Consider the following 12362-nt stretch of genomic DNA (forward strand, 5'->3'; position numbering starts at 1 on the left):
CACGCGTTACTCACCCGTCCGCCACTAAGTCATGCATTCCTTCGTTCCGAAAAACTCCGTCCTGCATGCTTCGTTCGACTTGCATGTGTTAAGCACGCCGCCAGCGTTCATCCTGAGCCAGGATCAAACTCTCGTTAAAAGTTTTTTCCCTTCAGAATCAACTATGGCTGATTCATCCGTTTTTTTATTACTGTTTCTGTTTTGGATACCGCCAACGGACTCCTCCGCTGGCGATGTTCGCTGAAAATTTTTGTTTGTCTTTTGAAATTTTCAGGGATGGTTATACTGTTTAGTTATCAATGTTCTTTTTGTTTTTTGCTATATCTTTGCTGTTGTTCAGCTCAGATATATTATCACATCTCGTTTTATTCTGTCAAGATGTTTTTTAACTTTTTTCATTCGGCCTTTTGAATCACAGAAGACCAAACGGAGAAGGAGGGATTTGAACCCTCGCGCCGCTATTAACGACCTACTCCCTTTCCAGGGGAGCCCCTTCAGCCGCTTGGGTACTTCTCCTCGATATCAGCTGAAACACACAAAACGTATTGGTTTTATGAGCGGAGAAGGTGGGATTCGAACCCACGGCCCCTTACGGAGTCACCGGTTTTCAAGACCGGCTCCTTAAACCACTCGGACACCTCTCCTCGTTAGCGCTTGACCATTTTATAATGACCTTTGGATTTTGTCAAGGCAATTTTTGAGAAAATATAAAAGCCTGTTCATAAGGCTTTTTTTCTTTAAATCACTTCAAGTTTTTCCCTTAATGGTAAGCATTATTCTATCATCATTTATATTTTGTGTCAACCTGATTTTTGTCCCTTTTTCCAAGAAAAACGGTCGCAATAAGTAGGTCTTCCGGCGTGGTCACCTTGATGTTTTCATAGGACCCTTCCAGCAGTTTTATACGCTCTGATCCGTGGGTATATCGTTCCAGGGCCATACCGTCATCCGTTACGTCTTCCATCCCTTCCCTTATAACGTAACCATAGGCAGCCTTGATAAGGTCGAAGCGGAACGCCTGCGGTGTCTGCACCTGCCAGAGTGCTTTCCTGTCTGGCGTGCCTGTAACAAATCCGTCCGGATCTGATGATTTAATAGTGTCCTTGACCGGAACCGCCGTTATCACAGCTTTATGCTCCCTCAGGGCGCTTCGGATATCTTCTATCAATTCGGTTGTAATCATTGGTCTCGCCGCATCATGTATCAGAACGTTGTCGCAGTCTCCCACAGCTTTCAGACCACGATATACGGAATGGAACCGCTGTGCGCCTCCCTCGACGATTTCTGTCACTTTACTAAAATGATAGCGCTCCACAATCCCTTTCCGGCAGTAATCGATATCTTCTTTTGATGTGACAATAACTATTTTCTCTACGCCGCTCTCCTCAAATGCCTTCAGGGAATAATACAGGATGGGTTTTTGGTCCAGAACAATAAACTGCTTCTTGGTTTCCGACTGCATCCTGGTTCCGGATCCTGCTGCCAGCACTAATGCCACATCCTTCATATCTGCTCCTCCCATTTCCTTTTTTACCTGGACTCCAGCTTCAGACCAGGAACAGCATTCAGGTCATTGCCGTCCCTTCTTCCTTTAATATACTCGTAGTATGCTGCCGTTCCGATCATGGCCGCATTATCCGTGCTCATTATAAGGGAGGGGGCATAAAACCGGATTCCGTTCTCTTCGCATTCTTTCGCGAAAGCTTCCCGTATTGCGTTATTGGCGGAAACACCGCCTGCCAGTGCCAGGCTGTCCATTCCATACTCTTTTGCGGCGGATATAGCCCTGCTGAGCAATGGTTCAATCACTGCATTCTGAAAAGAGGCAGCTACATCAGCCCTGTTGAATTCTATTCCCTTCATATTACATGAATTGACATAATTCAGCACCGAGGATTTCAGCCCGCTGAAGCTGAAGTCATAGGGGGCTCCATCTATGGATGCGCGTGGAAAAGGAATTGCACTGCCATTTCCCTCTCTGGCAAGCTTTTCTATTTTCGGCCCGCCCGGGTATCCCAGCCCTATGGTCCTTGCCACTTTATCGAATGCTTCCCCGGCCGCGTCATCGCGTGTCCTTCCGATTACTTCAAACCTGTCGTAATCACGCACAACAACAAGATGCGTATGTCCTCCAGATACCACCAGACATATAAAAGGGGGTTCCAGTTCCGGATTTTCTATGTAATTCGCAGCTATATGGCCTTCTATATGATGGACTCCGACCAACGGCTTTCCAGTGGCGAAGGCAATAGCCTTCGCTTCAGCCACTCCCACAAGAAGGGCTCCTACGAGGCCTGGGCCGTACGTCACCGCGATGGCGTCGATATCCTCCAGACTGGTCCCTGCATCGGATAATGCTTTTCGAATAATCTGGTTTATTTTCTCCATATGCTTACGTGATGCAATCTCCGGAACCACTCCTCCGTACAGGGCATGGATGTCAATCTGAGAATATATCACATTGGACAGCACGGTTCTTCCATTTCTTACGACTGCCGCTGCCGTCTCGTCGCAGGAGGTTTCAATTGCCAATATATCGATATCAATTTCTCTCTTCATATCTAATCCTCAAAGTTAATGACTGTTGATTTAAGATCTTTCCCGGCTTTTGCCTTCGGAAAAATCTCCCTGACCGCATCCATATATTCTTCAGGCCTCAGAAGGGACGGGCTGTAATGGGTCAGCCAGAGTTCTTCCACATTTGCCTCTTTCGCCAGGGCTGCTGCCTCATAGAAGGTCATATGCTTAAACTCTCTAGCCTTATCATCCTTATCCTTCTCTCCATACATGCCTTCACATATGAACAGATCTGCGCCTTTTGCGCATTCTGAAATAATTTTGACAGGCCTTGTATCCGTGCAGTATGTGACTTTTATTCCCTTACGCTCAGGGCCCATTACCATTTCCGGTGTATATATTCTTTCATCGTAGCTGATCGTCTCCCCTTTTTGCAGTTTGTGCCAATACATCCTGGGCAGATCAAGCTCCATAGCCTTTTCAACCTGAAACATCCCATTTCTACGTATGTGAAATGAGTATCCGTAACAAACCACATTGTGGTTGACTTTGAAGGCCTCAATGGAATATCCGTCGAAATCCAGCATTTCCGTTTTCTGGGTCAGTTCGATGAACCGGATGGGAAACGGCAGCTCCGGAGCGATAACCCGCAGGGAGTTCACCACATATTCCACGCCTTTCGGTCCTACAATCGTAAGCTGTTCCGTCCTTTGCGCATTTCCCATCGTAAGGAGCATCCCTGCAAGTCCGCTGATATGATCCGCATGAAAATGCGTAAAGCAGATGGTCTCAATAGGCTTAAAGGTCCAGCCTTTCTCCTTGAGCGCAATCTGCGTTCCCTCTCCACAATCTATTAATATATTTTTTCCATTATACTTTAACATCAGGGACGTAAGCCACCTGTTTGGCAGCGGCATCATTCCCCCGGTGCCGAGCAGACACACATCTAACATCTTATCTCCTGTCCATTTCCCGTTTATTCCTATATACCATATTTCCACATTATTATTGCGTCCTCGGGAGGAAGCTCATAAAAGTTCTTCCTTATTCCTACGGATTCGAATCCAATCTTTTCATAAAGCCGGATTGCCTCCTGGTTGCTTTTTCTCACTTCCAGGCTGACATTTTGAACCCCTTCTTCTTTGGCATCTTCCAATATCTGTGCAATCAGCTGGGTTGCGACCCCTTTTTTCCTGAACAGGGGAGATACCGCCACATTTATGATATATCCCTCATCCGGCACCAGGTACATCCCCACGTAACCGACGACTTTCCGTCCCTCCTCTGCCACTGTAAAAAGGCTGGTTACACTCTGGTATGTTCGCAGAATTTCTTCTGCCGACCAGGGCTGGTGGAAGCACTGTTTTTCTATCTGTGCGACCTCCGGGATATCATCTGTTGTCATTTTCCTTACTGTCACGCAATCCTCTTTCTGCCTGGGAAATCCTTATGTACTCCGGTATATGTTCATCCGACGAGACTGTTTCTCCCCGTTCATAATAAAGCTTTCCAAGGGCCGCAACGGATGCTGCCCTCTGGCGGTTAACGTTAAGGGGGGCATAGCTGTGGCCCGTTGTGACCAGGGCGTCCAGCTCCTCTTTATAGGCTGGAACACCGTCCCCCAGAAAGATTACTTCCCTGCCTATTTCATTAAGTATATCGGCAAGTTCTGATACCAATAGCGCCTCTTGATCACGGACAGTGGTAAATACTCCCTTTTCAAATGTATATATGCCGGTATAGACCTGCTGCCTTCTGGCGTCCATGATGGGACAGATCAGTTTTTCCGTTCCATACAGATTGTATGCCAGAGCCGCCAGTGTAGGTACGTGGATCAGGGGCCTGTCGAGAGCCAGTCCCAGGCCCTTTGCCGTCGCGCTCCCGATCCGGAGTCCGGTAAAAGAACCCGGACCGCCCGAAACGGCTATGGCATCAATGGTCTCCAGCTTCAGCTGGATCATGGAAGTTATCTCCTCAATCATGGGGAGTAGCGTCTGTGAATGTGTCTTCTTAAAGTTTACGGTATATTCCGCTATCAGCACATCGTCCTCTGCAACGGCAACCGATGCCACGAGGGATGAGCTGTCTATCGCCAATATCTTCATATTATTCCCTGCAATTTTCCATTGTGATTTTTCTGTAGTCAAAACCCTTTTCAAGATCTTTTTCTATCAGAATACGACAGGCAGAATCCGGAATAATCTCTTCTATTACAGAGGCCCACTCGATAAGGCATACGCCTTCTCCATAAAAATAGTCCTCATAACCGATCTCATACATCTCATCAACATCAGCTATGCGGTACACATCAAAGTGATAGAAGGGCATCCTGCCTTCTTCATATTCCTGTATAATTGTAAAGGTCGGACTAGAAACGGGGCCCGTTATTCCAAGTCCCCGGGCAAACCCTTTTGAAAAAGCAGTCTTTCCGACTCCCAGGTCTCCATCCAGGCAGTACACATCGCCCGGTACAGCCTTTTTTGCGAGTTCAAACGCTACCCGTCCCGTTTCCTCTTCCGAAAAAGTTTCGATTATCATGAATCTCCTTCATCCTATCCGTCTGTTTTTTCTATATTAACGATATTTCGGTTAACTGTCAAATGTTATATATACTCAGATTAACACCATTATCCTCTCTCCTTCTCTGTAACACACGTTAAACTGTTGTTTTTGTGGATTAGTATTTCGTTTCTATATATTTGCTTGGAGGTTATTACTGGCAGCAAATACTTGATTATTTTTTGGCTACTGTTTTGTGGCTGTTTCAGGAAGAAACACGAACCACGGAACCAATTATTTCATGTTATCCGGCTTCTGTTTTGCTTTTTTCAACCTTCAGCTTTACAATATTTTTCACAGGATACGAGGTTAAAATCAGGTCAAACTGTCGTTTGCCAATGTCGTTCCAGCTTTTTTCTTTGAACTGATGCCGGTACATTAGAAAGGGTAATTGTATCGTCTCCGATTGATTTGCCTCTATACTGATATTAGTATACTCTGTATTGTTTAATATCGAGTACAAATCCATATCCCATCCATTCGACCAGGCCTGGGATTGAGCCACAAAATTTATCATTGACATCTGTTTATCTTCATCGCTCGTGTTTACAATATCAATATCCAACAGCAGCACCTTTATATCATTCTTATTGACTGAAACACCTTTTGGATCCGTTACGTTCTGATTGTAGTCGGGGCTAAGTTCCATTATTCTGCTTCTGGCGACTCTGATTGTCAGTTCTCCACCCTTAATAAGTCTGCCCTGATTATACTCAACTATTTCAGGCTGAGGATATTTGGAATTGATTGTATAAACTTTTATACCAATCGAAATTGCCAAAATAAAAGCTGCGGATATAAAGATGATTTTCTTCAAACGTACATTCATATAGTTCCTCCTTTTTCAAGAACTACATGACTGTCGATTTTACCATCTCTTATACTATATACTTCGTCAGCTATAAGCGTCATTTCATCTTTATCATGACAGGCCATAATTATAACAGCACCCCTGTTTTTTGCTTTCATGATCAAATCCTTCACCATCACTACTCCACTCTCATCAAGTGCGTTAAACGGTTCATCAAGCAGAATTATGTCCGGATTTTCCATAAATGCGCATGCAATGCCTAACCTATGCTTCATGCCTAATGAATATTTTTTATAAGTTCTTTTATCATCCGGATCAAGCCCGACACTGTATAGACTATCCCGGACGTCCTCTGCGGAAATATTGTTTTGAATGGCGGCTAATATTGATAGGTTTTTCCACCCCGTGTACTTAGAAATGAAGGATGGATTTTCAATCAACAGACCTATGCTGTCAGGAAATGAAATGTCTTTCCCGATAACAGCACCATCTATGACAACCGCACCCATTGTCGGCCTTATCAGGCCGCTAATGGCTCTCATTAACATTGTTTTTCCAGAGCCATTCTTCCCTTCCAATCCGTAGGTTCTACCGCCCTTGAATTGAACGGATACTTCGCTCAGCACATTAGTTCCCTTGATTATTTTTGTGAAATTTCTTATTTCAATTAACATAAATACCTCCAGGCTAAATCTTCTTTATTACTTCATACCGATTGAACAAAATACTGCCAAACAATGCCGCCAGAAAGATTATGATGATATTGCTTATCAGACCCTTGGCCATATTGAACCCATAATCATAGAATAATCCATTCCTTAGAAGCATGGAATGATTTCCAATAGATATGGGAGAATAATAATATGCTGAAATCACAAGACCGCAGAATATTAATACTATACTCATAGTAGGGTTCAATATGAATGATAGAACATTTTGAACCATGGATATTGCTAACGAAGATGTAACCGGAAGAACAATTAATGCCATCAGCAATTCAAGGTTATCAACACTATCAAATTTCATTCCATTCATATCCATGTTCAAAATCTCATTCACCCCAAATGATGCATGGCCAAGAATCGTCGATACAATATATACGGAAATATAGCCCAGTAAATAATAAACATTTACGGTGCATATTGTCCATACACATTTTGATAACCACCATCGGGTTTTACTTCCTGATTTAACCAATATCTGCGAACCATATGAATTCACATCACCTGCTGGGTAAAAAGATATCAATATGCAGAGTAGTGACTGCATTATTAGCCATGCTAAAGGCAGCTCAAAATCATTCAAGGGCGATGACGTGTAGACTTTCATTCCTTTGAATATATATATCAAACAGTCGGTTACGGATCCCGGTCCAAAGTCAAGAACTGTATCCTTAATACTTGCCTCTCTATAAAACATGAAGCTGATGAAGGCAAAAAAAATGCATACCACAAAATATTTAAATCTATTAGAGAGGAATCCCATTTTGAAATCATATAATACGAGTTTTAACATAACATTATTTTTCATAAAAAAATTCCTTCCTGCCAGAAAATACGTATCCAGCAATAAAGAAAATCAGTATCCAGACGATGCAATAATAAAACGAAAAATTTTCATATGGATACCATCTGTCATAGACGATACTCATACTGCTGGTGAATAAGAGATTGCTTTTAAATGATGAAATAAATATTACCATGTAACAGAACAGATTGCTAAGAATCCTATTATTGATCAGCCAGTTAGTCAGAGCGACAAACAAATTTGCAAATAATAACGTCAAGAATACAAAAAGAAAAGCCACGAAGCAGATGTATATTATACTTGGGTTTTCAATCGTATTACCATCATTAAAATAGGCGAAAATACTGTGGCTGCTCTCAAAATCCACGTTTTTTTGTGTGGATAGGCTTCCCCAAATATATACGATGAAGAAATAAATAACCGCTGACGTTAAGGAGACATTCATTGCAGATAACGCATGCAACGTCCAAACCCTGCTTTTGCTCTTCAGTCTGATAATTTCATTTGACGATAAACAGGTTTTGTTTTGAAACAACATCATGAACATTGATATGGGAATTATACAAATAGTGGTTATGTAAGGATATGAGCTGATTAAATAATAATCGGCTAAAGAAACTTCGGCGGAGCCGATTATATAGCTGAAAATGTACTCCGTAAAAATGAATACAACAAGAAACATCAATACCGAAACAAGTATCAATTTCAGATAATTTTCCTTCAAAAAACCAATATATTCTCTAAATACAAATTTAATAGGCTTCATCATTTTTCCATTTAACATAGTAAATAACAGCTGTTATTAAAGCAAATACAATAAATTCAGTCGCGATCACTTTAAAATCTGCAGGTGACGGTTGATTTGGTCTCAAAAATATTTTAGGGGAGAATTTGTACAAAAATGTATAAGCACACACAAAATCAAGCAGGATGTATCCCATAAAGGGAATTACCAGCGCAACAAATCTGGTTTTCACAAAAAAAGCCACAGTCAAACCAATAACTGATATTAATCCTGAAAACAAGAATATTACAAGGATATACAGGCAAATATAAAGATATGGTTGGGCATAAAAAATTTCGCTCCACATGCTGGCTTCAAACAGAGGAAAAGTCATGGAACTTGATTCCGGTATTATGGATGGCAGGAAGGCTGCGGCCAGGATTAAATTAAGTACTAATGGAATCGTTATTACTAGTCCGGCTGATATAAATACTGCCAATAATTTTGAAGCATAGTAATAACCTTTCTTCGTTCTGATATATATGTTTTTTGTATATCCAGTCTTTCTGTCAACGAACAGGCTATCTACATATGGGATACAGCATAATATCGGCAATAATACAAAATATAATTCGGGCTGAAAGGAATAGGCTTCACCTCCAATCCATTTATTGAAAACGGACACGGGATATTCACCCTTGCCAAGCAGGTAGTTGTCCAATTGCGCAACAGAAGGAATAACGCTCAATACAACGTGCGAAATCGAGATACCCAATCCAATTAATAAAGATACTGAAAAACTACGATTTTTTAATGCCCTGTTCAATTCAAATTGTAATGTCCTAATCATCATTTTCACCTATCTTAACTTAAATGCTTTTAATTGATCATATCCAGGTCCAAATCCATCTTTATTGATAATGAAATTCAGATTTTCCGAATTAAGCAATTGATCGCTTACTATATAGCCTAGTTTTATGGTTTTGCTTTCATCTGGTCCCATTCTGTATAAATAGTAGTCTTTCCGATATGGATCATCCGAAAAGTAATTACTGCGATACCTCAATTCTACGGATGAATCGGATATTTCATTTTCGGAATTCAATACCCCTAAATAACCACCGCTAAGATACAAATCTATATAATCCTGCGTGGTATTTGATATAGTCAAATCTACAAATGCATAGGTCTGCTTTTCTACCAGGCTCCCATACTCATCCGTTTTTTCACCAAAATTGATGATCTCCTCCTTACTAATACCTGAAGGGATGGCTTTCGTAGCCGAAATTTCGATATTGCTAAAGACTATACCATCAATATTTATCTCCTCGTTTGGGCTGTATATATTCGAGTTATTAATAACATACCCTTTTTTAGGTATTTTTTCATCATTATCGATTACTTCCGAAGGAGTCTCTTCTTTTATGGATTCAGCTGTTGATTCTGTAATTAATTCAAAATTTAATTCCTTATTGATTGTACTTCCGTCTAATGTTTCATTACTGCAGCCACAAATCAATGTTGAATTAATAAGCACAACAAGGACGGCGATTTTTATGTTGCTACTCTTCATGTCATCTCCCCTGTTCAACAAATGTCCTTCCCGCATAAAGATCCCGTAACACCTCCTGTGGGTCAACATTGATTTCGATAACCTCTACTCTCTGTTGTTCCCCTTCATATTCAGCCTTGCAGACCAAACCCACATCTACTTGCTCGCCTTGTTTAATATAGTAGTATACTGTCTTAAGATCCCAATCATCCAATAATCTGACTCTTATAAGTGAATATCCTTCCTGAATACACGAAAGGGATACATCACTTTGCGGTTTTTTAAATTCTTTCAAGACTAAATTGGTGCAAAGAACCATCAGGCCAGCTAACAATATAATTCCCCAATACAAAGTACATAATCCCTGCTCCTGAATATTTCCAGAAAAAATCAGATTAAATAATGGTATTCCAAACCATGCACCGCCAAATGTAATCAAAAAACAAAACAAAAGCAAAGCAAGTATTGCTTTCATGATAAATCCACCTTCCTATAAATATGCTTGAATTTATTACCATGGCAGAATTCCGGGTTACATGCTATCATATTACTGAATCATCCTGGGGAAAGCCCCTGAATAAGGGGGATAATTGCCATAGACTCTTTTGATTTTATCATAAGCATCTTACATTAACGTGACATAAAATCATGATTATATATAAAATTAAAAAACTGCACATTTGGAGAGGACGTGATTTGTTATGATATCAATTTTATTAGTGGAGGATGACAATGCATTAGCAATGGAACTGGCTTCCTTTCTTAAAGAAAATAATTATTCCGTGGATTGGGCAGAAAACGGAAAGGCTGCAACGCACTTAATCGGTTCGAATCATTATGACCTTTGCCTTCTCGACATTGGTCTGCCGGATTGCTCTGGCTTTGAACTATGTAAAACTTTCAGAGCATGGTTCCATAATCCTATTATCATGTTAACAGCTTGTGACAGCGAAGATAATATAGTAAACGGCTTAGAAGTCGGTGCGGATGATTATGTTACAAAACCCTGCTCTCTTAGAATTCTGCACTCTCGTATCACTTCTCAACTCAGAAGAAAAAAATGGGATGACAGGCAGGAATTAAAAAGTCTGCTCAGTGGTGAACTTCTTATCGATATCCTGCACCGTACTATTTCCTGTAACGGAGAAGTATTGTCAATCAGTAATACGGAATACGAGTTATGTGTTGTCTTGGCCAAAAGCGATGGACAGATTATGCCAAGAGAACTTCTGCTTGACAGGATTTGGGATGTGAGAGGACAATTTATTGATGATAATACCCTCTCTGTGCATGTGTCACGCCTCCGCAAAAAGCTTGGGCTGTACTGCGACAAGTCATATATTGAAACAATAAAAGGAATCGGATACCGATGGAATTTTATGGTTGTGGGGAAATGCCATGAAAACACAATTTAAGAAAACGAAAAATCAATACCATACTGCGTTAACGATGACGATTATTCTCGCCGTCATTTTAGTGTTATGTTACATTTTGTTTTTGTTAAATCAAAGTATCCGGCAGAATATTATTACGATTGGCATATTTTCAGAACAAATGGAATCAAAAGACATGAATGATTCGATTAATCGCATCATGTCTGCTTCTTCTCCGAATGCGTACCTGGATGGTGTTGCTTCTTTGAAGCAGGCAGGTTATGAAAGCAGCAGTTTTCAGCTTTTTGTGAGACATTTTTTTAGTGGAACTGCCTTCTTTGCGTTTCTTTTTCTTCTTCTTGTCATCTTATATTTGTTAATTCGTTTACGGCGAAACAACGCTTATTCCAGAGAAGTGCAGGAAGTCGTTGACTGGACGAATGGCCCCCTTTCAGAATGGTCGGAGGAATATATTTTCAAATATATTCCTCCGACAGTTATCATGTCGATCAGCTCATTAAAAAAACAGCTTAACCGCCAAAAGGTGATTCACGACGAAGACACCGCTCGGATCATGGAGTATATGGAGAATATTTCGCATCAATTGAAAACTCCTCTCGCCGTAATCGGTGCAACATGTGAACGTTTGTGCATTCATCATCCAGACATAGAGGAACGGTTAATTGTTTGTCTCGCACAGACTGACAAAATGGCGGCACTGATTCAGGATTTTCTTCAGCTTGGACGATTTGACTGCAATAAACAAAAAATGCAGTTTGAGTATATACCCGCTGTTAATCTTATTGAAACCGTTATTAACAACCTGGACATTGTCGCAAAGAAAAAGCAGCTCGAGATAACTGAGTGCGGAGAAAAAGATATTCTCTGGTATTGTGATATTTTCTGGATGGAAGAAATTCTTGGAAATATCCTTAAAAACTGTATCGAGCATTCCGAAAAGGGAGCAATCAATATTACCTTTGGACTCCTTGGGAGCATGAACCAAATTGTAATCAGAGACTGTGGTCTTGGTCTGAAAGAAGGTTTAGAAAAAAAGATTTTCGAACGGTATTCCTCCATAAATCGAATAAATCTTGAGGGAAGCGGACTCGGTCTGTCCATAGCACAACAGGCTATGAAATTACATTTTGGTACAATTACAGCAAGCAACCGGCAGGAAGCAGGCGTGGAATTTCGTCTGTCTTTTCCACAGCTGAACCCCGAGACAATATACAGTTAATACTACTATTAAGTCACGTTTATGTAAGACTGAATGTATATAATCAGGATACAGCTAAG

General features: G+C 40.9%; 14 protein-coding genes, 2 tRNA genes and 1 rRNA gene. 2 read left to right on the top strand and 15 right to left on the bottom strand.

The annotated features are described in order from the left end of the window. From BUA79_RS11015 to BUA79_RS11090, 15 genes are all read right to left on the bottom strand, one after another. Positions 1-139, bottom strand: a 16S ribosomal RNA gene (locus BUA79_RS11015); the annotation flags it as partial. 288 nt (positions 140-427) lie between these two features. Further along, positions 428-516, bottom strand: a tRNA-Ser gene (locus BUA79_RS11020). Positions 517-558: 42 nt separating this feature from the next. Continuing rightward, a tRNA-Ser gene (locus tag BUA79_RS11025) sits at positions 559-644 on the bottom strand. A 140-nt stretch (positions 645-784) separates the two neighbouring features. Then, complete coding sequence (ispD, locus tag BUA79_RS11030) at positions 785-1507, bottom strand: 2-C-methyl-D-erythritol 4-phosphate cytidylyltransferase (protein ID WP_073994481.1); 723 nt, start codon at positions 1505-1507, stop codon at positions 785-787. A 23-nt stretch (positions 1508-1530) separates the two neighbouring features. Further along, positions 1531-2559, bottom strand: coding sequence for a tRNA (adenosine(37)-N6)-threonylcarbamoyltransferase complex transferase subunit TsaD (gene tsaD, locus BUA79_RS11035; protein ID WP_073994482.1), 1029 nt, complete (start codon positions 2557-2559; stop codon positions 1531-1533). Between the two features lie 2 nt (positions 2560-2561). Beyond that, positions 2562-3470 (bottom strand): ribonuclease Z, encoded by a 909-nt coding sequence (locus BUA79_RS11040; RefSeq protein ID WP_073994483.1) that lies wholly within the window; start codon positions 3468-3470, stop codon positions 2562-2564. A 29-nt stretch (positions 3471-3499) separates the two neighbouring features. Next, a complete protein-coding gene (rimI, locus tag BUA79_RS11045) occupies positions 3500-3937 on the bottom strand; it encodes a ribosomal protein S18-alanine N-acetyltransferase (protein ID WP_242941695.1) in 438 nt (145 codons plus the stop codon). Next, positions 3909-4622, bottom strand: coding sequence for a tRNA (adenosine(37)-N6)-threonylcarbamoyltransferase complex dimerization subunit type 1 TsaB (gene tsaB / locus BUA79_RS11050; RefSeq protein ID WP_073994484.1), 714 nt, complete (start codon positions 4620-4622; stop codon positions 3909-3911). The genes rimI and tsaB overlap by 29 nt, the downstream gene beginning before the upstream one ends. Position 4623: 1 nt before the next feature. Further along, entirely contained in the window at positions 4624-5055 is a 432-nt protein-coding gene (tsaE, locus tag BUA79_RS11055) for a tRNA (adenosine(37)-N6)-threonylcarbamoyltransferase complex ATPase subunit type 1 TsaE (protein WP_073994485.1), read from the bottom strand. A 265-nt stretch (positions 5056-5320) separates the two neighbouring features. After that, on the bottom strand, positions 5321-5905 hold the full coding sequence (locus tag BUA79_RS11060; RefSeq protein ID WP_073994486.1) for a DUF5028 domain-containing protein: 585 nt from the start codon (positions 5903-5905) through the stop codon (positions 5321-5323). Beyond that, entirely contained in the window at positions 5902-6561 is a 660-nt protein-coding gene (locus tag BUA79_RS11065; protein ID WP_073994487.1) for an ATP-binding cassette domain-containing protein, read from the bottom strand. The genes BUA79_RS11060 and BUA79_RS11065 overlap by 4 nt, the downstream gene beginning before the upstream one ends. 13 nt (positions 6562-6574) lie before the next feature. Beyond that, on the bottom strand, positions 6575-7417 hold the full coding sequence (locus BUA79_RS11070; protein ID WP_073994488.1) for a hypothetical protein: 843 nt from the start codon (positions 7415-7417) through the stop codon (positions 6575-6577). A gap of 749 nt (positions 7418-8166) precedes the next feature. Next, positions 8167-8988, bottom strand: a complete 822-nt coding sequence (locus BUA79_RS11080) for a hypothetical protein (protein WP_143147914.1) — start codon at positions 8986-8988, stop codon at positions 8167-8169. 9 nt (positions 8989-8997) lie between these two features. Beyond that, positions 8998-9711 carry a hypothetical protein gene (locus BUA79_RS11085; protein WP_073994491.1) on the bottom strand — a complete coding sequence of 238 codons (714 nt, stop codon included), beginning with the start codon at positions 9709-9711 and terminating at the stop codon, positions 8998-9000. Position 9712: 1 nt separating this feature from the next. Then, entirely contained in the window at positions 9713-10165 is a 453-nt protein-coding gene (locus BUA79_RS11090; protein ID WP_073994492.1) for a hypothetical protein, read from the bottom strand. A gap of 226 nt (positions 10166-10391) precedes the next feature. Here BUA79_RS11090 and BUA79_RS11095 point away from each other — a divergent pair, with 226 nt between their 5' ends. After that, positions 10392-11105 carry a response regulator transcription factor gene (locus BUA79_RS11095; protein ID WP_073994493.1) on the top strand — a complete coding sequence of 238 codons (714 nt, stop codon included), beginning with the start codon at positions 10392-10394 and terminating at the stop codon, positions 11103-11105. 139 nt (positions 11106-11244) lie between these two features. Then, a complete protein-coding gene (locus tag BUA79_RS11100; protein WP_207647345.1) occupies positions 11245-12303 on the top strand; it encodes a sensor histidine kinase in 1059 nt (352 codons plus the stop codon). Positions 12304-12362: the final 59 nt, after the last annotated feature.

Source organism: Parasporobacterium paucivorans DSM 15970 (assembly GCF_900141895.1).
GTDB classification, from domain to species: Bacteria; Bacillota; Clostridia; order Lachnospirales; family Lachnospiraceae; genus Parasporobacterium; species Parasporobacterium paucivorans.